This is a genomic window from Mycobacterium sp. SMC-21 (assembly GCF_045310825.1).
Classification (GTDB): Bacteria; Actinomycetota; Actinomycetes; order Mycobacteriales; family Mycobacteriaceae; genus Mycobacterium.
In genome coordinates, this window is record NZ_JBJIAO010000020.1 from 58234 (window position 1) to 82521 (window position 24288).

15 protein-coding genes are annotated in these 24288 nt (G+C 68.5%); 4 read left to right on the top strand and 11 right to left on the bottom strand.

The window, feature by feature from the left end; all coding sequences use genetic code 11:
- Nucleotides 1–42 precede the first annotated feature (42 nt).
- The 3 genes from ACJH6H_RS18985 to ACJH6H_RS18995 form a co-directional block, all read right to left on the bottom strand.
- Nucleotides 43–9264 carry a fatty acid synthase subunit beta domain-containing protein gene (locus ACJH6H_RS18985; protein ID WP_406775570.1) on the bottom strand — a complete coding sequence of 3074 codons (9222 nt, stop codon included), beginning with the start codon at nucleotides 9262–9264 and terminating at the stop codon, nucleotides 43–45.
- A 535-nt stretch (nucleotides 9265–9799) separates the two neighbouring features.
- Entirely contained in the window at nucleotides 9800–10525 is a 726-nt protein-coding gene (locus tag ACJH6H_RS18990) for a DUF1906 domain-containing protein (protein ID WP_318985588.1), read from the bottom strand.
- Nucleotides 10526–10651: 126 nt separating this feature from the next.
- Complete coding sequence (locus ACJH6H_RS18995; protein WP_318985675.1) at nucleotides 10652–11854, bottom strand: low temperature requirement protein A; 1203 nt, start codon at nucleotides 11852–11854, stop codon at nucleotides 10652–10654.
- A 157-nt stretch (nucleotides 11855–12011) separates the two neighbouring features.
- Between ACJH6H_RS18995 and ACJH6H_RS19000 the strand changes: the two genes are divergently transcribed.
- Nucleotides 12012–12713: a 2-C-methyl-D-erythritol 4-phosphate cytidylyltransferase gene (locus ACJH6H_RS19000; RefSeq protein ID WP_346415352.1), complete on the top strand. Its 702-nt coding sequence runs from the start codon at nucleotides 12012–12014 to the stop codon at nucleotides 12711–12713.
- On the opposite strand, the gene ACJH6H_RS19005 is transcribed toward ACJH6H_RS19000, so the two are convergent.
- Genes ACJH6H_RS19005 through ACJH6H_RS19030 form a run of 6 tightly spaced genes read right to left on the bottom strand, consistent with a single transcriptional unit; the run spans nucleotide 12700 to nucleotide 17498 of the window.
- Entirely contained in the window at nucleotides 12700–13293 is a 594-nt protein-coding gene (locus ACJH6H_RS19005; RefSeq protein WP_346415353.1) for a 2-C-methyl-D-erythritol 4-phosphate cytidylyltransferase, read from the bottom strand. The two genes, ACJH6H_RS19000 and ACJH6H_RS19005, sit on opposite strands and share 14 nt — an antisense overlap.
- A gap of 18 nt (nucleotides 13294–13311) precedes the next feature.
- The gene (locus ACJH6H_RS19010) at nucleotides 13312–14112 is read right to left on the bottom strand and encodes an ABC transporter permease (protein ID WP_346415354.1); all 801 of its coding nucleotides are present in this window, start codon (nucleotides 14110–14112) and stop codon (nucleotides 13312–13314) included.
- Nucleotides 14109–15263 (bottom strand): ABC transporter substrate-binding protein, encoded by a 1155-nt coding sequence (locus ACJH6H_RS19015; protein WP_346415355.1) that lies wholly within the window; start codon nucleotides 15261–15263, stop codon nucleotides 14109–14111. Before ACJH6H_RS19015 ends, ACJH6H_RS19010 begins: the two co-directional genes overlap by 4 nt.
- Entirely contained in the window at nucleotides 15260–15979 is a 720-nt protein-coding gene (locus tag ACJH6H_RS19020) for an ABC transporter ATP-binding protein (RefSeq protein WP_406775571.1), read from the bottom strand. The genes ACJH6H_RS19015 and ACJH6H_RS19020 overlap by 4 nt, the downstream gene beginning before the upstream one ends.
- Nucleotides 15955–16977: an acyl-CoA dehydrogenase gene (locus ACJH6H_RS19025; protein WP_406775572.1), complete on the bottom strand. Its 1023-nt coding sequence runs from the start codon at nucleotides 16975–16977 to the stop codon at nucleotides 15955–15957. Before ACJH6H_RS19025 ends, ACJH6H_RS19020 begins: the two co-directional genes overlap by 25 nt.
- A complete protein-coding gene (locus ACJH6H_RS19030; RefSeq protein ID WP_318985676.1) occupies nucleotides 16974–17498 on the bottom strand; it encodes a DUF4242 domain-containing protein in 525 nt (174 codons plus the stop codon). The genes ACJH6H_RS19025 and ACJH6H_RS19030 overlap by 4 nt, the downstream gene beginning before the upstream one ends.
- A 93-nt stretch (nucleotides 17499–17591) precedes the next feature.
- Between ACJH6H_RS19030 and ACJH6H_RS19035 the strand changes: the two genes are divergently transcribed.
- A complete protein-coding gene (locus ACJH6H_RS19035) occupies nucleotides 17592–18203 on the top strand; it encodes a TetR family transcriptional regulator (RefSeq protein WP_318985594.1) in 612 nt (203 codons plus the stop codon).
- Here the strand turns inward: ACJH6H_RS19035 and ACJH6H_RS19040 are convergent.
- Complete coding sequence (locus ACJH6H_RS19040) at nucleotides 18179–21031, bottom strand: MMPL family transporter (protein WP_318985595.1); 2853 nt, start codon at nucleotides 21029–21031, stop codon at nucleotides 18179–18181. The genes ACJH6H_RS19035 and ACJH6H_RS19040 overlap by 25 nt on opposite strands.
- 195 nt (nucleotides 21032–21226) lie before the next feature.
- Here ACJH6H_RS19040 and ACJH6H_RS19045 point away from each other — a divergent pair, with 195 nt between their 5' ends.
- Nucleotides 21227–21844 carry a hypothetical protein gene (locus tag ACJH6H_RS19045; protein WP_318985596.1) on the top strand — a complete coding sequence of 206 codons (618 nt, stop codon included), beginning with the start codon at nucleotides 21227–21229 and terminating at the stop codon, nucleotides 21842–21844.
- 86 nt (nucleotides 21845–21930) lie between these two features.
- A complete protein-coding gene (locus ACJH6H_RS19050; protein WP_318985597.1) occupies nucleotides 21931–23232 on the top strand; it encodes an acyl-CoA dehydrogenase family protein in 1302 nt (433 codons plus the stop codon).
- Between the two features lie 3 nt (nucleotides 23233–23235).
- Here ACJH6H_RS19050 and ACJH6H_RS19055 read toward each other — a convergent pair whose 3' ends face one another.
- Complete coding sequence (locus ACJH6H_RS19055; protein ID WP_318985598.1) at nucleotides 23236–24264, bottom strand: amidohydrolase family protein; 1029 nt, start codon at nucleotides 24262–24264, stop codon at nucleotides 23236–23238.
- Nucleotides 24265–24288: the final 24 nt, after the last annotated feature.

Consider the following 24288-nt stretch of genomic DNA (forward strand, 5'->3'; position numbering starts at 1 on the left):
GGCAACAACCTAGCGGACCCAATCCCGATACCTCAGAAGGCCTCACGAGCGGGCGTACCACCCGTCCTCGCCCAGGCGCGCATCGGCGTCGAGCAGCATGTCGGCTTCCTGACGCTTCTCCGGCGCATCGTGGTTGAAGCGACGGTCGGCCGGCTTCTCGTACAGCGGGCGCCCACCGGCGATCGCCGACGCCAACCGGTGCTGACCGGCCAGGACCCGCTCACCGGCACGGCGGAGGTAGTCCTCGCGCTCGGCCGGATCGAGAGCCGCCACCAGCGCCTGCGGGTGCACCAGGGCGATGAGGCCCGACACGTGACCGAAGCCGAGGCTGGTCACCAGACCGGCCTTGATCGGCAGGCGGTCGCCGAACTTCAGCGTCTCGCGGACCCACACGAAGTGCTGTGCGTTGGACAGCTCGTCGTCGACGCAGTCCAGGCTGCGGTTCGGCGGGATGACGCCGTCGCGCAGAATCTGGCACAGACCCAGCATCTGGAACGCCGCAGCGCCACCCTTGCTGTGTCCGGTCAGGCTCTTCTGGCTGACGATGAACAGCGGGTTGCCCGGGGACCGGCCCATCGAGGCGGCGAGCCGCTCGTGCAGCTCGGTCTCGTTGGGGTCGTTGGCCAGCGTCGAGGTGTCGTGCTTGGAGATCACCGCGATGTCGTCCGGGGTGACGCCCAGCTTGGCCAGGTCGCGCACCAGCTGCGACTGACGTCCACCACGGCCGGCACCCAGCGCACCCAGGCCCGGAGCCGGGATCGAGGTGTGCACACCGTCACCGAACGACGACACGTAGGCGACGACGGCCTGGATGGGCAGGCCCATCTTCACCGCGAGGTCACCACGGGCCAGCAGGACGGTGCCACCGCCCTGGCCTTCGACGAAGCCGAGGCGACGACGGTCGTTGGCACGCGAGAACTTCGAGTCGCTGATGCCGCGGGCCCGCATCATCGCGGTCTCGGCGGTGGCCGACATGTCGCCGAAGCCGATGATGGCTTCCAGCGTCAGGTCGTCGTAACCACCGGCGACCACGAATTCGGCCTTGCCCAAACGGATCTTGTCGACGCCCTCTTCGACCGACACCGCCGCGGTGGCGCACGCGCCCACCGGGTGGATCATCGCGCCGTAGCTACCGATGTACGACTGCACGACGTGACCGGCGAAGACGTTCGGCAGGACTTCCTGCAGGATGTCGTTCGGCTTGTTCCGGCCCAGCAGGTTGCCGTGGTACATGGTCTGCATCGAGGTCATGCCGCCCATACCGGTGCCCTGCGTGGAGGCCACGAGGCTCGGGTGCACCCAGCGCATCAGCTCTTCCGGCGAGAAGCCGGCCGACAGGAACGCGTCCACGGTGGTGACCAGGTTCCACAGCGCCAGGCGGTCGATCGAGCTGGCCATGTCCGGCGTGACGCCGTAGACCTGCGGGTCGAAGCCGGTCGGCACCTGGGCGCCGACGGTCCGCGACAGCTTGACCTTGCGCGGCACGCGGATCTCGGTACCGGCCTTGCGGGTGACCTGCCAGTCGCTGCTGTCCGGCACCGGCGCGATGACGGTGTGCTCCGGATCGAACTGGTGGAACGCCCGGGCGTCGGCCTCGGCGGACACGACGAAGGAGAAGTCCTTGTCGAGGAACACCGAAACCAGCAGCGGCGCAGCGTGATCGGGGTCGATAGCGCCGTCGTCCACCCACTCGCGGATGCCGACGCGCTCCAGCACGATGTCGTGGTAGCGCTCGACCAGCTCGGACTCGTCGACCAGCTCACCGGTGTTGGTGTCGTACCAGCCCGGCTTCGGGTCGTCTTCCCACTTGACCAGACCGGTGGTCCAGGCCAGCTCCAGGACGCCCGCGGCCGACAGCTCGCCGGAGACCTCCATCTCGAAGCGGGTGCGCGACGAGCCGTACGGGCCGAGTTCGGCACCGGACACCAGCACGACCATGTCGGCCGGGTCGATGTCGAGGTCGGCCCACTCCGGAGCCGGCGCGGCCTGGTAGCCCCGCGGCGGCGAGGGCAGCGCCGAGATGGTGCCTTCGAGGTCCTCCTCGTCGACAGCAGCTTCGGCCACCATCTCCTCGCGGGCCTTGGCGGCCAGCTCGGCCATGTCGAGCTCGATGTCGCCGAGGCCACCGGTCAGGTCGACCTGGATGGGCTCACGGGCGGCCGACACCTTGGCGTCGATGCTGCACAGGTTCAGCAGCATGGAAGCCATCTCGTCGGTGGTGTACGTGATGACACCGGCTTCCTCGACAGCACCGACGATGGCGTCGTTGTGGCCCATCAGGCCGGTGCCCTTGGTCCAGCCGATCAGCGCGTGCGCCAGCGAAACTCGCTGCGACCACGAGGTTTCCGCCTTCCAGCGGGCGACGACCGCGTCGAGCGCAGCCTTCGACTCGCCGTAGGCGCCGTCGCCACCGAACATGCCGCGGTTTGGCGAACCCGGCAGCACCACGTGCAGACGCGACGCGATGTCACGCTCGGAGCCGATGTGCGAGAGCCCACCGATGAGCCGCTGCACGGCCCACAGCAGGACCTTCATCTCCATCTCGGCACGGGAGCCGGCCTCCGACAGGTCCCCGGCGACGCGCGGTGCGGCGAACGGGAACAGCAGCGTCGGGGTCTGCGCGTCCTTGAGGTGGATGGCCTTGGGGCCGAGGTTCTCGACCTGCTCGTTGCCGACCCACTCGACCAGCGCGTCAATGTCGCTGTAGGAGGCCATGTTTGCGGGCACGACCCACAACTGGGCACCGAAGCGGGCGTTGTCGCGGTACAGCGTCCGGTAGAACGCCAACCGGTCGTCGTCCAGCTTGGACGTGGTCGCGATGACCGAGGCGCCACCGGCGAGCAGCTGGCCCACCACGGACGACGCGATCGAGCCCTTGGAGGCACCGGTGACGACCGCGACCTCGTTGGCGTAGCGGCCCTTCTCCGGGTTCTCCGCACCGGCGGCCGCGCGGCCGTACAGCGCGGCGTGGAGGGTGCGGCCGGCGGCGAGCGCCTTGCCCTGCCACCAGCTGGCCTGCGTGGCCACCACGTGCCCGGCACCTTCGAAGCTCTCGGAGAGCTTGGCCCAGTCGCGGTTGACGTCGTCCTCTTCGAGCAGCCAGATGCGTGCCAGGTCCTCACGGGCGCTGGCCCAGCGGTCGTCGAACAGCACGGCCTTGCGGGCGTCGAACGACGGAGCCACCAAACGCGGCCAGTCCGAACCCAATTCGGCGGTCACGAGGTCGATCAGCTCGGAGTCGGTGGCGTCCGGCGCGGACACCGGCGTCTGCAGACCCAGCTCGCCCAGGATCAACCGGGCGGCGCCGGCCAGCACACCGTTGGGGCCGGTGACCTTCTCGGCGAACTCGTTGAGCGCGGCCGAGTCGACCACACCGCCACCGGCACCGCCGGCGGACGGCAGTGACACGGCGATGCCCTTACGGGCGGCCACGGCGGCGACGGCCGCGTCGATGACCTTGTCGACGGCGCCGGCGTCGGCCAGTGCACCGGAGTGCAGGCCGCCCATCTCGCCGCCACGGACGCTGCTGCCCTCACGGGTGCCCAGCGCGACCTCGGCGGTGACGTGCTTGGCCCAGCCGGGGCCCAGTTCCCAGGCCTTGCTGACACGCTCGGCGATGTACGCCGGACGCTTGCCCGAGGGGCCGAGCACCGTGCGCAGCTGGTCGTTGATCGCGTCGGAGAGAACGGGACCGAACGGCTTGTAGGTACGGGCCAGCTTGGTGACCTGTCCCTTCAGGCCGGCCAGGTCGGCTTCCGCGGCACCGTCGATGGCGCCGAGGTTCAGCTCCGAACCGAGGTCGACGAGCAGCTGGTTGCGTCGCGACGACGCACCGTCGGTGATGGACTCGATTGAGTCCAGCGGCTCGATCTGGTCGATGCGCATCTTGGCCGACAGCGCGATGAGCGCCATGGTGGCGTCGGCGGCGTCGTAGGTGATGTCGTCCGGACGGGGGCCACCAGCGGGCGCCGCCGGAGCGGCGGCCGGAACCGGTGCTGCCGCAACAGCTTCCGCGGGAGCCTCCGCAGCTGCAGCAGGAGCGGCAGGAGCCTCGTCCTCGGGCTCCGGGTCGGTGTCCGTCGCGAACAGCACCGCGGCGTCGCGCTCGACGTTGAGGATCTCGGTGGTGTTGTGCGAGTACTCCGGGAGCTTCAGCGTGTTGGTGGCCAGGCCGGCAACCGTCGGCATGGTCTTCACACCGACCTCGACGAACCGCTCGACCCCGAGGCCGCCGGCGGCTTCCTCGATGAACAGCAGGTCCTGCGTCTCGATCCAGCGCACCGGGCTGGCGAACTGCCAGGCCAGGAGCTCCATGACGACCTTGCGCATCAGCTCGGACGGCTTCTCGTTACGCCAGGTGTCGTAGTCGGCGAGGATCTCGTCGAGAGGCTCGGCCGGGACCAGGTCGCGGATCTCCTGGATGAAGTCCTTGTCCAGCGTGAAGGGCCGCGGCACCAGGTTCGGGATGTACTTGCCGACCAGCAGCTCCGGGTCCTGCCCGTGCGGCATGACGCGGTCCAGCGCGCGGCGGAAGTCGGCGACGCCGACCCGCAGCACCTCGGAGTGGAACGGCACGTCGATACCGGGGACAAGGATGAACGAGCGCTTGCCACCGGTGATTTCGCGACGACGCTCGATCTCGGCCTCCAGGGCCTCGAGGCCGCGGACGGTACCGGCGATCGCGTACTGCGAACCACGCAGGTTGAAGTTCACGATCTGCAGGAACTCACCGGTCTCCTCGGCGATACCCGCGACGAAGTCGGTGACGTCGTTGTCGTCGAGGTCGATCTGCGACGGCCGGATGGCGGCCAGGCGGTAGTCCGAGCGGCCCTTGGCGTCACGCGGGACGATGTCGTGCATCTTGCTGCCGCGGTGGAACACGACCTCGAGCAGCGCCTCGAGCTCGTACACGCCGGACACGCACGCCAGCGCCGTGTACTCACCGACGGAGTGGCCGCAGGCGATGGCGCCCTCGACGAACGCACCCTGCTCGCGCATCTCGGCCACCTGGGCGGCCGCGACGGTGGCCATGGCCACCTGGGTGAACTGCGTCAGGAACAGCACGCCGTCCGGGTGGTGGTAGTGCACGCCGCTGGCGATGATGCTGGTCGGGTTGTCCCGGACCACGTGCAGCACCGAGAAGCCCAGGGTTTCGCGGGTGAACTTGTCCGCGGAGTCCCAGATCTTGCGGGCGGCCTTGGAGCGGGCGCGGACCTCCATGCCCATGCCCTTGTGCTGGATGCCCTGGCCCGGGAAGGCGTAGACGGTCTTGGGCGCGGCCAGCTGAGCCGACGCGGCCATCACCAGTTCGCCGCCGACCTTCGCGGTGACCTCGATGATCTCGGCGCCGCGGTCGATGCCGACGCGGTCGACGCGGAACTCGATCTCGTCGCCCGGCAGCACCATGCCCAGGAAGCGCGAGGTCCAGCCGACCAGGCGGGCCGGCGGGGTGGCGCGGCCGTCGGTGGCGGTGACCACGTGCTGGGCGGCGGCGGACAGCCACATGCCGTGCACGATGGGCGATTTCAGGCCGGCCAGCAGTGCGGCGGCGCGGTCGGTGTGGATCGGGTTGTGGTCACCCGACACCACGGCGAAGGCGCTCATGTCGACCGGCGCGGTGACGGTGACGTCGCGGCGACGGCGGCGCGGCGTCTCGGTGGCGTTGTCGGTGATGGCACCGCCGGCGCGGACCGGGTCGGTCAGCTCGGCGGCACCGCTGCGGCCACGGATCGCGAAGCGCTCTTCGAGGCGCGCCAGCTCGGTGCCCTCGGCGTCGGTGATGCTGACCGAGACCGGGACCACGCGGCCGACCTCGGTGTCGACCGCGGCGGAAGCCGTTGCGGTGACGGTCAATTCGGCCTTCTCGGCCGGCATCGGGGCCAGCAGGTGCGCGGCGTGGTCCAGGTGGACCAGGCTCAGCAGACCTTCGACGACCGGGATGCCGTCGGCGGTGACGGCCGCGCCGATGACCGAGAACACGGCCGGCCAGCAGCGGCCGACGAGGGCGTCGGGCACCAGGGTCAGGCCCGGCGCCAGCGGGGCGCCGAAGGTGGCGGTGACGCCGGTGTGGTCGGCGACCTCTTCGGGGTCCCAGTCGGCGGTGACGGTGGCGACGTTGTCGGTGACGGTCGGCAGCGCGTCGACGCCGTCGGCACCCGCGGCGATGGCGAGCACGGCGCGCATGGCGGCCGAGGCGTCCTCGGTGGTGACGACGGGCATGCCGCCGTTGACGGTGGCGGCCGGCAGCGTGAAGCGGATCGCGATCCAGATGTCCGACAGCGGGACGTTCAGGACGACACCGTCACCGTCGAGCTCCAGCCGGGAGCCGGTGGAAGGGTGTGTCGCCGAACGGTTTTCGTTGACCTGCCACTCGCTCGGGGCGCCGATGCGGTGCACCGGGTTGATGGCGGTGCGGCCTGCCCACAGCACGTCGGGCGAGTCGAGGACGACGGCCAGCGGGCCGGTGACGTCGGCACGCGCCTGGCGGCGCGAGACGACCGGAACGGGCTTGACGCCGGCGGCCAGCACCTCGTCGATGGCGGCCTGCTCGAAGCGGTCCAGCAGCTCACCGACGGGCTCGTCGACGCGCGTGATGCCGGCGACGGCTGCGGTGCCGGGGATGACGCAGACCTGGTCGGCGTCGTAGCGGGCGTCGTGGGCCTGCCACAGCGAGTCGCTGCGCCACCAGCGGCGCACGTCCTTGTCGATGACCGGGACGAAGTTGACGGGCTTGCCCAGCGTCTTGCACAGCGTGACGAAGAACGGGACGTCCGCCGGGTGCAGGCGCAGGGTCTCGGCCTCGGGGTACCGGGCCAGCAGCTCGGCGATGGCGCGCTGCGGATCCTCCAGCAGCGCTTCACCTTCCGCGGTGGCCGGGAACAGCGTCTCGATGCGACCGGCGTCGGCCGGGTTCAGGCGGGCCTCGGCGCGCTGCAGCATCTCCTCGAAGCGGTCGCGCCAGGTGATGTCGAGCCACGGCGAGTGGTCGCGCTTGGTGTCGGCGGTGCTGCTGCCGTCGCCGATCGCGAGCTCGACGTAGCGCTGCAGCCACTGCTGGTAGGTCATGTCCGCGACGTCACCGAAGTACGGCTTGGCGGTGTTGGCCATGGCGGCGATGATCTCGTCGCGGCGCTCGGCGACGGCGTCGGCGTCACCGGCGACCTCGTCGAGCAGGCGGCCGCACCGCGACGCGGTGTTGTCGATCTCGTGGATGTCCGCACCCAGCTGGCTGCGGCCGGAAGCCATGCCGCCCTGGGCCTTACCGGCGCCGACCCACTGATCGGTGCCCTTGGTGTCGACCAGGAGCTGCTTGACCTGAGGCGAGGTGGTGGCCTCGAGGGTGGCCATGGCGGCGGTGCCGACCAGGATGCCGTCGACCGGCATCAGCGGGAAGCCGTAGGTCTCGGCCCAGCGGCCGGACAGGTACTCGGCGGCGCGCTCGGGCGTGCCGATGCCACCACCGACGCAGATGGTCAGGTTGGCCTGCTTGCGCAGGTCCGAGTAGGTGCTGACGAGCAGGTCGTCGAGGTCCTCCCACGAGTGGTGGCCACCGGCGCGGCCGCCCTCGACGTGGACGATGATCTCCTTGTCCGGGACCTCTTCGGCGATCTTGATGACCGACTTGATCTGGTCCACGGTGCCCGGCTTGAACACCACGTTGGTGATGCCGATCTCGTGCAGCTCATCGATCAGCGCAACGGCCTCGTCGAGCTCGGGGATGCCGGCGGTGACGACGACGCCGTCGATCGGGGCGCCCGACTGGCGCGCCTTCTGCACGATGCGCTTGCCGCCCAGCTGCAGCTTCCACAGGTACGGGTCGAGGAACAGCGAGTTGAACTGGATGGCGCGGCCCGGCTCGAGGAGCTGGGTCAGCTCGGCGACGCGGTTCTCGAAGATCTCCTCGGTGACCTGACCGCCACCGGCCAGCTCGGCCCAGTGGCCGGCGTTGGCGGCCGCGGCGACGATCTTGGCGTCGACGGTCGTCGGGGTCATACCGGCCAGCAGGATCGGCGAACGGCCGGTGAGGCGGGTGAACTTGGTGGACAGCTTGACGTCGCCGTTGGGCAGCTCGACGGCGGTCGGCGCGAAGCTGGACCATGCGGGCTGCACGACCGGGGCGGCGCCCACGGTGAACAGCGAACGCTGGCCGGCGCGGGTGGCGGCGGGCACGATGCCGATGCCGAGGCCGCGGATGATCGGCGAGGTCAGGCGGGTGACGGTGTCGCTCGGGCCGAGGTCGATGATCCAGCGGGCACCGGCGTCGTGCATGCGCTCGACTTCGGCGACCCAGTCGATGGGCTTGACGAAGATGGCCTCGGTCATCGCGTGGGCCAGCTCGGTGTCGATACCACACTTGGCGGCCCAGCGGTCGACGACCTCGATGCCGTCGGCCAGGCGCGGGGTGTGGAAGCCGACCTCGACCTGCACGCCCTGGAAGACCGGGCTGAAGACGGCGCCGCCGCGCAGCTTGTTCTTGCGCTCGGCCTCGTCCTTCTCGGTGATCTTGCTGCAGTACAGCTCGAAGCGGGCCAGCTGCTCCGGGGTGCCGGTGATGACGACGCTGCGGCGGCCGTTGCGGATCGACAGGACGGGCGGCAGGACGGTGCGGACGTCCTTGGAGAAGTCTTCGAGCAGTTCGGCGATGCGCTCGGGGTCGACGTTGGTGACCGACACCATCGGCGACTTGTCACCGCGACCGACCATGCCGCGACGGCGCGAGACGAGCGAACCGGCGGCACCGATGAGCTGGAGGAGCGCGAGGAGTTCGGCGTCGCGGGTGCCGTTGGCCTTGAGCGCCTCGGCGGCGATGATGCCCTGCGAGTGACCGGCGACGGCGACCGGCGGGGTGCCGGCCAGGTCGAGGCCCTGACGCTGGACGGCGCGGATGGCGGCCATCTGGGCCAGCAGGATGCCGGGCCCGGAGATGGCGGCGGTGGTCAGCTGCTTGGCCGACGGCAGCGGCTCGTCGGCGGCGAGGGCGCGCACCCACTGCATGGGCTCGAAGCCGATGGGTCGCACGACGACGAGCTCGCGCGCGACGGGCTCCAGCAGCAGGGCCGCTTCGCCGACGATCTCGCTGAGCTCGGATTCGATGCCGGCCGAGCTGACGAGCTCTTCGAGGTTCTCCAGCCACGAGGCACCCTGACCACCGAACGCGACGGCATACGGCTCGCCGGCGTTCAGCAGGTCCACGAGAGCATGGGCGCTCGCCGCCACCGCCTCGGTGTTGCCACTGGTCACATTGCGGTGCTCGTTGATCGTCATGCGTCCCTCTCGTCTTTGCCGCGCGAACCGGTCAGGTGCTTGGTCTTGGTAGTCGGCCCTGGGGCAACGCGATGCGACGTCGGATCACGTGAGGCCCGTGCTACGTCTGGCGCCCGTTTTTCGGGTGCCTGAGAGCCGGGCCGACTGCACTAAGAGTGTCATAAGATTCGCGGCGTTTTTCTGCCGGAAATGGTTACCAACGAGTTCTACGGATCGGTAACCACCTACGCGGGTAACACCGCGTCGTGGGACTGCCCGTACCCAACAGGACAAACGTCCTGTTGGCGGCTGGTTACGGTCGAGTAGTAACAACATCGCTGATCAAAGCGGTATTGTTATCAAATCGTGACCATGCTTGTGACGGTGCCGGACCTTACTAATGAGTAGGAAAAGACCCGTTCCAGAAAACACTCGACAATGACGGTCTGTGTGTCTATATAGGCGGTAAGTTACCGCGCCGCCATTTGCTGCGGTTTCATCTCGTTTTCTTAGAGCTGGCCGCCAGCTAACTACTGAGCGGTAATCTGCGCGCCCGTCAGTCCCACTGCCCGAAGCGCGGCTTGAGGATGTGGTTGATGTCGACGCCGACTCCCCCGACATGGCGTTTGTCGATCTCGACCTGATGCAGTGCGGCCGCCGGATGCGCGGTCCCACCGGGCGAGCCCCAGTTGTGCTGCCAGAAGTACGACCCCAAGCCGTCCTGCACGGCCCACTCGATGGTCTTGGAGTTGGCATACACGCCGACCCGCCGGTGCCCCAGCACTGATTCCCAGCCGCGCAGGTAGGGCGCAACTTGTGCTTTGTACTGCTCCGGAGTCGGATCGTCGTCGATCGACGCGTAGATCGGCGCCCCGACCGGGCCGCCCGCCGCGGTGTGCAATGCGAACCCGCGCTGGGCATGCTGCACGCCGGCGGCGTGCCCGCCCAGCCAGTCGGCCGTCGACTCCTTGCCGTACTGGTAACAGGAGACGATCTTCAGGCCGCCCTTGTAGAGATCGCGCGCCTCCGGCAGCTCGATGGGCTTGCCGAGCATCCACGCCCCGCCCGGCCGGCGGTCCGACACATACCGGATGGCGCCCAGCGCCCCGGCCGACCGGATGTCGGACGCGCTGATCACCCCTGCCGCGTAGTCCAGCAACACTCCGTAGGGGGCTGCCGAGGCGGTGGTCGCGCCCAGTACCGATTGCAATCCGGCGCCGAGGCCGACCGCGGCCGGCGCAGCTGCAGCGTATTTCAGCAGGTCACGACGCGAAATTGCCACGCGTCTCAGGATATGACAGCTACCACTTCCGGCCCGTTAGCCACACCAGTGCAATCCTGACCCACCCGACGTGAAGAAGATCGTCAAAATTTCGCGATTGCTCGCCATCGTCTTCACGCTCGGCGCTCACGTTTGGCGCGCGACCGCCTCGGCGACGTGCCGGTGCCCGATGATCTCGAACCCAGCCACGCTCACCGCCGGCGCCAGGCTGGCCACCAGGAGGCAGAGCGCCATCGGCACCCCGACGGCCGCGAGGACCACCGTTGCGATCAGGACCACCGCGGTCAGCACCACCAGCAGCAGGTGCAGGGCATCCACCGAGCGCAGCATCAGCGCGTACAGCACGTAGACCAACGCGATGTAGACGCCGACCGGGATCACCACGCTGAGCACCGTGGCCACCGATCCCAGCGCCGAGTGGTGCTGGATGTAGTACGCGGCGGTGTGCAGGCCGGCACCGGTCGCGACGATGGCGCCGTACACCGGCATGTGCAAATACCCGAACCAGAAGCCCCGCTCGCGGTGCGCGTGCAGGGCGTCGGCCGACGGCACCATGAAGTACACCCACCACATGCCGAAGGTCAGGGCCGTGCCCGCGATCGCCAGCAGCACCGCGTCCCACGACCAGCCGTGCTCGCCGACGACAGCCGACAGCGAGGCGACCGTCCCGACGACACCCTCGCCGAGGGCGATGATCGCCAGCAGTCCGTAGCGCTCGGCGATGTGGTGCGCGTGCCACGGGGTGCCGCCGCACTTGGTCTCGGCGATCATCGGACCGCCCAGCTCGATGAGCGCCAGCAGCACCCAGCAACCCAGTGTCACCGGCACACTCGTCGGCAGGAACACGGTGCCGACCCAGCCCACCTGGACCACCGCCACGATCCAGACGTACGTCATCGCCGCCGCACGCCGCGACGGGTCCTGCTTCGCGGCCCGTAACCACTGGCCCACCAACGCAATTCGCATCACGACGTAACCGGCGACCAGCACCGCGTTGTCGACGTGGTGGCCGTGCTCGATCGAGGCGTAGAACGCGGGCAGGCCGAGTGCCAGGACCAGTACGCCGACCATCTCGATCATGGTCATCAACCGGAACACCCAGTCGTCGGTGTCGTACGCCGAGGCGAACCAGGTGAAGTTGATCCACGCCAGGCAGATCGCGAAGGTGGAGAACACGAAGCCCGTGATGCCGGCGCCGACGTGGCCCGCGGCCAGCATGTGCGACAGTTCCGACGCCGCGACCCCGAACGCGACGACGAAGGTCAGGTCGAACAGCAGCTCCAGCGGAGTGGCGACGCGGTGCCTTTCGTGCGGATCGCGGCCCCGCATCGGGGTCAGTCGATGCGCGCGCACCTTGTTGTGTGGGTCGGGCGCGTCCTGGTGCGTCCCATCCATGCCGTGTCCCTTCAACGATCCTGGCCCCGTCCGGGCCGCATCACGGTAAGCCTGCCGCAGATCCCCGCCGGCGTCCCACTACCGTGAAGACGTGTCCGCTCCCCCGATCGCCGTCGGCGTCGTCCTTGCCGCCGGCATCGGATCGCGCGTCGGGGCCGACGGCAACAAGGCCTACCTGCAACTGTCGGGCCGCAGCATGGTGGCGTGGTCGGTGGCCGCCGTGGCTGCCAGCCCCGAGGTCGCCCGCACCATCCTGGTGTTCCGGCGGGGTGAACGCGACCAGGTGGTGCGGCTCATGGCCGACGAACTCCCCGACACCCCAGTCGAATTCGTCGAGGGCGGCGACACCCGGCACGGCTCCGAACACAACGTGCTGAGCTACCTCGCGGCGGACATCGATGCCGGCGCCGTCGACGTGGTGCTGATCCACGACGCCGCCCGCCCGCTGGCCGGTGCCGCGCTGATGGACACCGCCGTCACCACGGCACGGGAGCGGGGCGGGGCCATTCCGGTGCTGCCGGCGGGTGACGTGTTGCGCCTGACCGAGGATGGCCTCGGCGCCATCGAGCAGTCGCTGGTCCGGGTGCAGACGCCGCAGGCCTTCCGCGCCGCGCCGCTGTGGCAGGCGTATCAGGACGCGGCCGCCGCCGGTTTCGAGGGCACCGACACCTCGTCGTGTGTGGAGCGCTTCACCGACCTCGAGGTCCACGCGATCGCCGGATCGGCCCAGAACTTCAAGGTGACCTTCGCGCACGATGTGCAGGTCGCCGAGCGCCTGCTCAGCCGGCGCTGACGATCGCATCAAGCAGTTCCCGATCGTGCGTGAGGTCGGCGACGAAGGCGTTGGGATCGCCGTCGACCGTGCCGACCTTCAGGCCGGCGCCCGTCAGCGCCGCGAGGTCCTCGGGATCTGCGCCCAGAGCCAGGGCCGCCGCCGAGAACGCCCGCGGGTACTGCGCGGTGACGAGCTCCGACCGGTCCACATTGCCCAGCACGATGCCCTCTGCGGCAACGCTTTTCACACTGTCGGTCATCGGCAGGACTGGTAGGACGACGTCGTGTTCGGTCAGCCCCGCCGCCACACGTGCGGCCAGATCGGCGGGAGCGAGCGGGTAACGGACGTCGTGCAGCAGCACCGCATGCGCCTCGGCGAAGGGCTCGGGTCCGGTACGCACGGACACATCGCCGAGGCCATGAGCCGCAAGGCATTCCGTTGCGGCGGCGGCCAATCCATCGGCGGCCACCACCGTTACCGGCGCCACGTCACGCACTGCCCGCACGGCCCGCACCAGTGCCGGTGCACCGGCGATCGGCGCGGTGAAGTCGGCCGGTGCCAGGGCCGCGGGCACCGTCACGATCGCCGAGAGAGTCACCGCGCCACCTTAGCGCCGTCAGCGCGCGCCCCCTGGCCGCTCCGGGGAAGTCAGCCGCCGGGCGACGACATCCAGCAGGAAACCCAGCGCACCGATCACCACGATCACTGCCACGACCTGGTCGTAGGCCAGCTGGTCGCGGGCGTTGAGCACCTGGTAGCCCAGACCCGAACGCACGCCGAGCATTTCCGCCGGGACCAGCACCACCCAGGCGATGCCCAGCGCCACCCGCACGCCGGTCTGCAGCTGCCCCCGGATCGCCGGCAGCACCACAGCGGTGATCAGTTCCCACCGGGTGGCGTGGAACGACCGCGCCACGTCCAGGAAGCCCGGGTCGACAGCGCGCACGCCGGCCACGGTGTTGATCAGCACGGGCCACACGGCCGCCACCGCGATCAGGAAGATCACCGGCTCGTTGCCGATGCCGAACACCGCGACGGCGATCGGAGCCCACGACAGCGGCGAGATCATCCGGACGAACTGGACGAGCGGCGCCGCCGCTCGCTCGGCCGTGCCGCTGAGTCCGAGCAGCAGGCCGGCGGGAATGCCGATGACGACCGCCACCGCCAGGCCGATCACCAAGCGCCACAGGCTGATCCCGATGTCGGGCAGCAGCACGCCGCGGGAGAACAGGTCGACGACGGCGGGCGCGACGCGCTGCGGTGCGGCCTGCCGCAGCAGGGAATGCGGAGCGGACAGAACGGTGGTCGTCAGCCACCAGAGGCCGACCGCGACGACGACGGCGCCGACCGGCGGGGCCCAACGGCGCACTGCCGCCGGCGGATCGATCACCGAGCGGGCGGGTGTGGTGGTGGTCATGACAGCTCCAATTGCTCGGTTCGGGTGTAATCGCCGCTGAGGCCGAAGGCGGCCGGACCGCCATGGGCCTGAATGGCATTACGGACGAAGGTGTCGTCGACCAGGTCGCTGTGCACGGTGGCGGGGTCCAGCCGCTCCAGGAATCGCCGGTCGCCGTCGATGACGGTGTCGCGCATGGCCGTCACGAGTTCATCGGTGAAGCTCGGGAACGGGAACGGCTGGAAGCCGAGCCGCTGGGGCTGCCACTCCGGGTGCCGCAGCGGGTAGGGCGCTGTGGGATACGTCATCGCGAGCGTGATCGCCGGTACCGGCTGAGGCAGGTACCGCCCGCCGCCGAGTTTCGCCGCGGCCGCCTTCCGATCGTTCGACAGCGCGAGTTGCGCCGTCACCACCGCGTCCGTGAGCTGTTGCACGGCGGCAGGTCGACTGGCGATGACGTCGTCGCGGGTCACCAGGGCGCAGCAGGCATGGTCGCGCCACACGTCGCCGAGGAAGGTGTGGATGCGCCCGATCTTCTTGGTCTGGGCCATCGCGTTGAACGGGTCGGCCACCACGTAGCCGGCGATGGTGCCGGTGGCCAGTGCCGGCACCATGTCCGACGGGCTCATCACGACGAGTTCGACGGTGCGGTCGGCCCGTGACGCCGAGCGGCGGATCACCGGTTGCAATCCGTTGGCCCGCAACAGCTTCTGCAGCACGATGTTGTGGATCGACCACCAGAACGGGATTGCCAGCTGCGAACCCGCAAGGTCCGGCAGCTCCCGGATGTGCGGTGCGACCGTCAGTGCCGAGCCGTTGGTGTGGTTCCACCCGAGTACCCGAACACCGCCGCCGAGCGCGTAGCGCAGCTGCACCGCCATCGGCATCAGCAGGTGCACGACGTCGAGTTGACGGTTCAGGAATGCCTCGCCCAGCGCCGCCCAACTCCGGAACAGCACCGGCTTGCCGACACCGGCCGGATACAGACCCGCGGAGTGCGCCATCAACAGCGGTGCGGCGTCCGTGATCGGCAGATAGCCCACGCGCAGCGGCCCGCCGGCGGCCGAATCGGTCGTGGCACTGTGCGCCAGGTCGGCCAGGCCGAAGGCGCCACCGGCAGCCGCTGCCGCGGCGATCAGTGCGTGCCGCCGGGAGATCAGCAGCCGGCTCATGCCACCCACAGTTCGGAAACCCGGTAATGGCTGAGGATCTCGTCACGCAGACCCGACTGGTCCGCCTCCCCCAGGCGCCATTGACGCTGAATCCGTCCGCCGTCGGCCAGCAGCACGACGCGCTGCGCCAGGCTCAGCGCTTCTTCGACGTCATGCGTTACCAGCAGCACCGTCACACCCAATTCGGTGGTGAGCGTGGTCAGCCACTGCTGCAGGTCGGCACGTGTCGCGGGGTCCAGCGCGCTGAACGGTTCGTCGAGCAGGAGCAACTGCGGCCTGGTCGCCACGGCGCGCAGGATGGCCACCCGCTGGGCCTGACCGCCGGACAGCTGGTCGGGATAGCGGTCGGCCAGCCCGTCGACGCCGAAACGCCGCATCAGCTCTGCCGCATAGTCCGCGTCGAATCCCTTGCGCCGGTGTGCGAATCGCCGCGCGTAGGACACGTTGCCCTGCACCGAGAGCCACGGCAACAGCAGCGCGTCCTGGAAAACGACTCCGATGTGCGGACGCTCGCCGCCGGCGGGCCAGCTGACGGTTCCCGAGCTCAGCGATTCCAGCCCCGCCAGCACCCGCAGCAGCGTCGATTTCCCGCTGCCGCTACGCCCGAGCACCGCGACGAACTCCCCTGACTCGATGGCGAGATCGATTGCGTCGAGGACGACGCTGTCGCCAAATCTCTTGGTGCCCGCGGTTATCCGAACTGCTTCAGTTCCCACCTGAGTTGTCCTTCCGATGGTGATTGCACGGGCAGAAAGGCTGCTTCGCGGAACCGGCGGTTGGCGGCCGTCCCCGCGCGATAGCCCTGACCACCGGCCAGGGCCGATTCCAGGCGGGTCGCTCCCACCGCGACATTGGCGGCGTCCAGTCGTAGCCGGATCACGTCGGCCAAGTTGGCTTCCCCTGGCGCCGAGGCGAATTCGTAGAGCCGCCGGCGGTTGTCCTCGGCGCGCGCCACCAGGTCGGCGAGGTCGCCGTCGAATTGGGCGGCCAGTGCATCGGTCGCCCGGCCGGCCGCGGTCAGCGCCGCCCCGGTGACGCCGACGCAGAACGCGGTTTGCAGCAGCAGGAACGTCGGCTTGATCCCGCGGACGAACGCGGTGAGGTCGGCGCTGATGATGCGGTCCGCGTTCACCTCGACCTCTTCCAGGCGCAGCGACGTCGACCGGGTACTCCCCAGGGCCATCAGCGTGGGCGCCGGGTCGACCACCACGCCGACCGCGCGCACGTCGACGGCCACGACGTACAGGCGGCCCGTGACGGTCCGTGCCGGCAGGACGATCAACGCATCGTCAAAGACGTTGGATGCCCAGCGGATTGGTCCGTTGAGCCGCAGACCACGACGCGTCTCGCCGGCGAAGATCGGGAGCTGCCCGAGGCCAGCGACGTGCTTCAGACCGGCCGCCATGGCCGTCACACCCGGGCGGTGTGCGGTGAGCAACGTCTCCGACAGGTCCGGCCGGTCGGCGAGGTAGTGAATCGCCATCTGGTGTGCCCAGGCGGAGAACCCGGCGGCGAGGCTCACCGCCGACACCTGCTCGATCACCCGCACGGTGTCGGGCAGGTCTGGCAGCCCGAACAATCCGGCAGCGCCGAGGGCGCGCAGATCGTCACGGACGTCGGTGCGTCCGGCGTCCAGGTCACCGGCCCGGGCGTCCACCCCGGCCGTGACTTCCGCCAGTCTGGTCGCGACGTCGTCGGACACCAGAGTCGTCATTGCCCACCACTTTCCAGTCCGTACAACCGATCAATCGGGGTCTGCACCGCCACGCGCGCCCGCCGTACCGCGTCCTCGTCCGGCGCGTCGTAGAAACACAGGCACTTGTCCATGTCGACGCGCACGTAGGTGCGCAGGAAGCTGACCTCGGGCACCTCCGCGTATTTCGGCGCGTTGGCCTTCTTGCGGCTCAGGTAGCTCTCCATGTCCAGGTCGGCGGGCAGGTCCCACTCGACCAGGTACCCGGCCGTCGGACGGACGGCTTTCAGCTGGTCCAGTTCCGCACCGACCAGTCGCACTTCATGCGGACCGGTCAGTTCGGTGGCCCCGACCGACGACGCGTCGATCTGCAGCGGACCGCCGGCGAGCTCCGCCACCACGAACAGCCGGTGCTGAGCGGTGACCTGTGCCTCGATGAGTTCGCCGCCGGCCCGGTGCACTTCGGCGTCGAGCGTCTTGATGGCCTGGTCGACCTCGGCCCGGCCGGGCAGTCCTGCGATTTCGTAGAGGTACAGCGTCACGGTGTGTTCCTGTTCGTCGGGCGTCGATGACATCACGACGCTCGCATGAACAGACCGGTCTGTCTATCGACGGTTCTCCGCTATGGTGCAGACATGAGCGCGACCCGCACCCGCCGCCCGGACCGGCCGGCGCCCCGCACCGACACCGCCGGGCCAGCCCAGCGGCTGCTCGACACCGCATCGAATCTCTTTGCCGCACAAGGAATTCGCGCCGTCGGCATCGACACGATCCTGCGTGAGGCGGGGGTCGCCAAGGCCAGCCTCTACAGCTCGTACGGGTCGAAGGACGCGTTGGTGATCGCGTACCTGAACCGATTGGATCAGGCTGATCGCAACCGCTGGGAATCGAAGACTTCCGGCATCGCCGGCCCGGTGGACAAGCTGCTGGCGTTCTTCGACCTCGCGGCCGCCGCGGCACGCAAGCGCCAGTTCCGGGGCTGTCTCTACACCAACGCGGCCACCGAATTCCCCGGCGACACCCTGGAACCGGTACGGGCACACCGGTTGTGGATGCGCGGGCTGCTGAGCGAGCTGCTACAGGACGCCGAGGTGACCGACGCCTCGGCGGTCGCCCAGCGCATCCAGCTGATCTACGACGGCGCCCTCACCGCGTCGAAACTCGAGCGGTCGGCGGCGCCCATCGTGCTGGCCCGTCAGATGGCCGCGGAGCTCATCACGAGCTACTTACCCGCAGCCGCCGGCTGAATCCCGATGGCCGCCAGTCGCCGCTCGGAGGCCTCGTGGCGGACGCGCTTGGGCCACCAGAACCACTTGCCCAGCAGCGCCGCGATGGCCGGTGTCATGAACGACCGGACGATCAGGGTGTCGAACAGCAGGCCCAGCGCGATGGTGGTACCGACCTGTGCCATGACCTTCAGGTCGCTGAAGGCGAAGGACGCCATGGTGGCCGCGAAGACCAGACCCGCCGAAGTGACGACCGATCCGGTGCCCGCCATCGAACGGATGATGCCTGTCTTCAAGCCGCCCGGCAGCTCTTCCTTGAACCGGGACACCAGCAGCAGGTTGTAGTCGGAGCCCACGGCGAGCAACAGGATCACCGACATCGGCAGCACCATCCAGTGCAGCTCGAGGCCGACGAGGTGCTGCCACAACAGAACTGACATGCCGAACGACGCACCCAGCGACAGCAGCACGGTGCCGACGATCACGCCCGCCGCCACCATGCTCCGGGTGATGAGCAGCATGATGACGAAAATCAGTGACACCGCGGCAATTCCGGCGATCATCAGGTCGTACTGCGCGCCGTCGTGCATGTCCTTGTACGTGGCGGCGGTACCGGCCAGGTAGATCTTGGAGCCCTCCAGCGGCGTGCCTTTGATGGCTTCCTTGGCGGCCTGCTTGATCGGGTCGACATGGGCGATGCCCTCCGGCGTCGCCGGGTCACCCTCGTGCTGGATGATGAAGCGCACCGACTTGCCGTCCGGCGAGATGAAGTTCTTCATGCCGCGCTTGAAGTCCTTGTTGTCGAAGGCTTCCGGCGGCAGATAGAAGGAATCGTCGTTGAGCGAGTTGTCGAATGCCTCGCCCATCGCCGCCGCGTTGTCCGACGACGCCGCACGCTGATCCACCTGACCCTTCTGGGTCTGATACATGGACAGCATGTACTGCTTCATGTCCTTCATGACCTCGATCTGAGGCGGCATCACCGTGACCATCTCGGCCGTCAGCTTGTCCATCTTCATCAGATCCGGGACGAGCGTCTGGATGTCGTCGGTCATGACGTCGATGCCGTCGAGGGTGTCGAACAGCGCCCGCGTGGACCAGCACATCGGGATGTCGTAGCAGTGCGGTTCCCAGTACAGGTAGTTCCGGATGGGCCGCAGGAAGTCGTCGAAATCGGAGATGTGGTCACGCAGGTCAGCGACGTCGAGCGCCATGTTGGCGGTCTTCATCGACATGTCGTGCGTCGTGGCGGCCATCTGCGTGGTGATGGCCTGCATCTTGGTCATCGTGTCGATGCTGACCTGCATGTCGTTGGCCTGCTGCAGCATGTTGGCCATCGAGTCCAGCTGGTACTTCTCCGTCATCTTCGAGGTGACGGCCTGCATGCCCATGATGAACGGAATCGTGGTGTGCTTGATGGGTTTTCCGTCGGGGCGGGTGATCGTCTGCACCCGCGCGACACCCGGGGTGTGCACGATGGCCCGGGCGATCTTGTTGATCACCAGGAAGTCGGCCGAGTTCCGCAGATCGTGGTCGCTCTGCACCATCAGCAGCTCGGGGTTCATCCGCGAGGCGCTGAAATGCCTTTCCGCGGCGGCGTATCCGACGTTGGCGGTCAGATCGGCCGGGACGTAGCGGCGCGCGTCGTAGTTGGTCTTGTAGCCGGGCAGCGTCACCAGTCCGACGAGCGCGAGCGCCAGCGTCGCGACGAGCACGGGTCCCGGCCAGCGCACCACCAGAACACCGACACGACGCCAGCCGCGGGAGTGGATGGCGCGCTTGGGTTCGAAGCGCCCGAAGCGGCTACCGATCTTGATGACGGCGGGCCCGAGCGTCAGTGCCGCGAGGACGGCGACGAGGGTGCCGATCGCGCAGGGCACGCCCATGGTCTGGAAGTACGGCAGCCGCGTGAAGCTCAGACACAGCATGGCGCCGGCGATGGTCAGGCCGGAGCCCAGCACCACATGCGCGGTCCCGCGGAACATGGTGTCGTAGGCCTGCACCCGGTCTTCTCCGTCGCCGCGCGCTTCCTGGTAGCGGCCGATGGCGAAGATGGCGTAGTCGGTGCCGGCGGCGATCACCATCAGCGTCAGCAGGTTCACCGCGAACGTCGAGAGGCCGATGACATTGGTATCGGCCAGGAACGCGACGACGCCGCGGGCGGCGCCGAGCTCGAGGAACACCATCAGCAGGGTCAGGATCATCGTCATGATCGACCGGTAGACGAACAGCAGCATCACGGCGATCACCACCAGGGTGATGAGCGTGACCTTGGTGACGCTCTTGTCGCCGGCGTGGTGCTGGTCCGACACCAGCGGCGCGCCGCCGGTGACGTAGACATGGAGCCCGGCCGGCGGTTTCGAGTCGGCGACGATCTGCCGGACCGAGGCGACGGAGTCGTTGGCTTTCGTCTCGCCCTGATTGCCACGCAGGTAGACCTGAACGTACGCGGCCTTGCCGTCGGCGCTCTGCGAGCCGACGGCCGTCAGGGGGTCACTCCAGAAGTCCGCGACGTGCTCGACGTGCGCGGTGTTGGCGGTCAGCTTCGCGACGAGACCGTCGTAGTAGTGGTGTGCCTCGGCGCCGAGCGGCTGGTCGCCTTCGAGGACGATCATGGCGTTGCTGTCGGAGTCGAACTCCTGGAAGTTCGCGCCGATCTGCTTCATCGCGATCATCGCCGGGCCGTCCTGGGCGCTCAGCCCGACGGTGTGCTCCTCACCGACCTTCTCCAGCGGCGGGACCAGCGTGTTGGTGGCGACGTTGAGCAGGAACCAGCCGATCACGATCGGCACCGCGAGCACCCAGATCAGGTGGCCGATCTTGGATCGCTCGGTGTTGGTGGCACTCACTCGGGGCACCCTTCCGTCAGGCCCGCCAGGTCCACGGAAATGGAGCTCGTCGGCGTTACAAAATCACTGTCGCGCGAAATATACCTAGCTAACCAAACTTCTATCCATAGCGGTGGCCAAAAAAGGCCTCCGACCTCCCACAAAATGGGACGAATCGGGCACTTTCCGCCCGATTTCGGCCGTAGCGTTGACGGTGTGGAAAATTCTTCGGCCGACACCTTCGGCAAGCGCTACGGCGAGGTGCTGCTGGTCTCCCAGACGCCGACGGGGCCGCAGGTCGCGGTGTTCAACACCTTCCCGCTGAACGACTGCCCGCACGACGCGTGGTCCGCGCTCGATCCGCGGGCCCTCGCCGAGGAGAGCGGCGTCGCCGCCGCTTTGCTCAACGGCCCGCGCTACTGGCTGATGAGCGAGATCGTCAAAACCCGCGACGACGTCGGCGAGAAGAGGACGTTCGGCGGCATCGAGATGCTGCAGCAGGCGACGGTCGAACTGTCGTCGATGAACCCGGCGCCCTTCAGCGTGAACAAGGTCAGCCGCCGCACGGTGTTCGTGTTCGGCGCCGGGCGGCCGGTCTTCGAGCTGCTCGACCCGCACGGGCAGCGCTGGGTCATGCAGTCGTGGAGCCAGACGGTCGACCCGGCGCTGTCGCTGGCGGACCTGCCCGGATTGGGCACGCGGCTGCAGCTGCCCGACGGCTGGAGCTACCGGACCTCGACGCTGACCAGCCCGCTGCGCATCGACACCACGACCGAGGCCGCGCACGTCACGCAGGACAACCTCGCCAACACCTATTCGTTGGCGAGCGCATAATCCTCGCGGCCGTTCCCAAACCTGTCCCTGTGCGTTAAACAGAGACGGGTGCGTTTCTGCCGCGTGGCTGAACTGAAGGAGGCCGGATGGCTTGGGATTTCGAAACCGATCCGGAGTTCCAGGAACTCCTCGACTGGGCCGACGCCTTCGTGCGCGACGAAGTCGAGCCACTCGACCTCATCTGGCCGCACCTGCAGTACACCGCGCTCGACGAGACCCGGCGCCGGGTCGTCGATCCGCTCAAGGAACAGGTGCGCCGAAAAGGCTTGTGGGCCACGCACCTTGGCCCCGAACTCGGCGGGCAGGGCTACGGGCAGCTGAAACTGGCGCTGCTCAACGAGATTCTGGGCCGGTCGCAGTGGGCGCCCATCATCTTCGGCTGTCAGGCGCCCGACACCGGCAACGCCGAGATCATCGCGCACTACGGCACCCCGGAGCAGAAGGAGCAGTACCTACGGCCGTTGCTGAACGGCGAGGTCTTCTCCTGCTACTCGATGACCGAACCGCAGGGCGGCGCCGACCCCACGCAGTTCACGACCTCCGCGGTCCGCGACGGCGACGACTGGGTCATCAACGGGTACAAGTTCTTCTCGTCCAACGCCTCGACGTCCACGTTCCTGATCGTCATGGTGGTGACCAACCCCGACGTCAGTCCCTACCAGGGCATGTCGATGTTCCTCGTGCCGACCGACACGCCGGGCGTCAACATCATCCGCAACTCGGCCATCTATGGGGAATCCGACGGCCACGGCTCGCACGCGCTGATCCATTACGACAATGTGCGCGTACCGAATTCGGCCGTCCTCGGCGGCGAGGGCCAGGCCTTCGTCATCGCGCAGACCCGCCTCGGCGGCGGACGGATCCACCACGCGATGCGCACCATCGGGCTGGCGCAGAAGGCCCTCGACATGATGTGTGAGCGCGCGCTGTCGCGACACACCGCCGGCAGCCTACTGGCCGACAAGCAGGCCGTGCAGGGCTACATCGCCGACTCGTGGGCGCAGCTGCAACAGTTCCGGCTGTTCGTGCTGCACACGGCGTGGAAGATCGACAAGTACAACGACTACAAGAAGGTCCGCAAGGACATCGCCGCCGTCAAGGTCGTGATGCCGACGGTGCTGCACGACATCGCCTGGCGCGCAATGCAAATTCACGGCGCACTCGGGGTCACCAACGAGGTGCCGTTCCTCGGTATGGTTGCCGGCGCCGCCGTGATGGGGCTCGCCGACGGACCGACCGAGGTCCACAAGGTCACCGTCGCCAAGCAGGTGCTCCGGGACTACACCGGCACCGACGAGCTGTGGCCGACGGAATGGCTGCCGGGCAAACGCGAAGCGGCACAGGCGAAATACGCGGAGCACCTCGAACTGGAAGTCGGGAATCTCTAGGCGCTACCGCGTCAGCAACCGGGTCACTCCCCGCATCACCACCCGACTCGCGGCATGCTGCGCCTGCTCGACCACCGACGGGGCAGCCGGCGGGGCAACGGAGCCCAGCCGCGGGAACAGCGCCAGCGCATTGGTGCGGTCGATCTCGCGACGCCCGGCGTCGTCCAGTCCCCCGTATGTCTCGAGCCCGGCCGCGTACAGCTGACTGACCTCGACCGGCGCGAACGGGAAGTCCGAACCGAATGTCACGTGGCCAGGCTTGGCGAACGCCAGCAGCGACGGCAGCGCGGCCGCCGTGGACGACAGCGCGGTGTCGAAATAGAAGCTCGCGAAGTCATCGAGGTGGTCAGCCGGGCTGCCGCCGACGTCACTCGTGATGCCCATCGCCATCCGGTAGGACGCGTATGGGACGAAGCCACCGGCATGGCTCAGGATGAAGCGGATGTTGGGGTAGCGACGGCGAATGCCGTTGCGTACCAGCAGATACGCCGCGCGGCTGGTGTCCAGTAGGAAGTCGGCGGCGAACGGCAGCACGCCGTCGATGACGGGGCCGGGCAACTCGGCCGGGTGGATGAACACCACGGCCGATCGCTTGTCGAGCTCCGCGAACAACGCGTCCTGACCCTGCGCGCCGACATAGGTACCCGCGCTGTTGGCCAGCAGGAACACCCCGTCTGCAGTCAATTCGTCGAGTGCGCGCACGGCTTCGTTGACGGAGGCATCCAGGTGTGGCATCGGCAGTGTGGCGAAGAACCCGAACCGATCCGGCTGGGCGGCAATCAGTTCGGCGCTGTAGTCGTTCACATCACGGGCCAGCGCGGCCGCGTCGGCGGCGGCCGGCAGCATCGTCGTGCCCGGCGCGGACACCGACAGGATGGCGGTGGCGACGCCCAGTCGGCCCATCGCGTCCAGGGACGCGTCCGGAGTCCAGTCCGGCATCGCCCTCCCGCCGGCGTCGGCAATGCCCGCCTTGTCCAATGCCTTTCGATAGTCCGGCGGGACCATGTGGTGGTGCGTGTCAATGCGGTCCATGATGTTTCCTCCTCCGGTGATTCG

Excerpts from the sequence above, each read along its gene's own strand:
- ACJH6H_RS19035 (WP_318985594.1), top strand. The coding sequence starts at position 17,592 with ATGAGCGCGACCCGCACCCGCCGCCCGGACCGGCCGGCGCCCCGCACC.
- ACJH6H_RS18985 (WP_406775570.1), bottom strand. The coding sequence starts at position 9,264 with ATGACGATCAACGAGCACCGCAATGTGACCAGTGGCAACACCGAGGCG.
- ACJH6H_RS19025 (WP_406775572.1), bottom strand. The coding sequence starts at position 16,977 with ATGACGACTCTGGTGTCCGACGACGTCGCGACCAGACTGGCGGAAGTC.
- ACJH6H_RS19010 (WP_346415354.1), bottom strand. The coding sequence starts at position 14,112 with ATGACCACCACCACACCCGCCCGCTCGGTGATCGATCCGCCGGCGGCA.
- ACJH6H_RS18995 (WP_318985675.1), bottom strand. The coding sequence starts at position 11,854 with ATGCGGGGCCGCGATCCGCACGAAAGGCACCGCGTCGCCACTCCGCTG.
- ACJH6H_RS19055 (WP_318985598.1), bottom strand. The coding sequence starts at position 24,264 with ATGGACCGCATTGACACGCACCACCACATGGTCCCGCCGGACTATCGA.
- ACJH6H_RS19015 (WP_346415355.1), bottom strand. The coding sequence starts at position 15,263 with ATGAGCCGGCTGCTGATCTCCCGGCGGCACGCACTGATCGCCGCGGCA.
- ACJH6H_RS19050 (WP_318985597.1), top strand. The coding sequence starts at position 21,931 with ATGGCTTGGGATTTCGAAACCGATCCGGAGTTCCAGGAACTCCTCGAC.